The organism is Mesorhizobium sp. M7A.F.Ca.MR.362.00.0.0 (assembly GCF_004023175.1).
In the GTDB taxonomy this organism is placed as follows: Bacteria; Pseudomonadota; Alphaproteobacteria; order Rhizobiales; family Rhizobiaceae; genus Mesorhizobium.
This window is the reverse complement of sequence record NZ_RZTF01001078.1, coordinates 1-249: the sequence shown is the minus strand read 5'-3', so window position 1 is coordinate 249 and position 249 is coordinate 1. Positions and strand designations below refer to the sequence as shown.

Annotated in this window: 1 pseudogene; it reads right to left on the bottom strand. The window is 61.4% G+C overall.

Annotation, left to right across the window (positions count from 1 at the left end):
• Positions 1 to 178: pseudogene (locus tag EOC06_RS44725) on the bottom strand (alpha/beta hydrolase); the annotation flags it as partial.
• Between the last annotated feature and the right edge of the window lie 71 nt (positions 179 to 249).

The window sequence follows — 249 nt, the reverse complement described above, 5'->3', positions numbered from 1 at the left end:
CCCGCCGCTCCGGCACCTGGTCACGCTGGTTGATATCGCGCATCTCGCGGTAGTCGATGACGGTATAGGCGCCATTGGTGTCGGACGACAGCGTGGCTGGATAGGCGAACAGATCGTCCTTGAAGGGTTTTAGTTCGAGAGCGGCAGCGTGGGCAGCTGAAGAAACCAAGAAAAGCATTGCTGTGAGGAAAGCGCGGACCGCCCCCCTCTGGCCTGCCGGCCATCTCCCCCTCAAGGGGGGAGATTGGA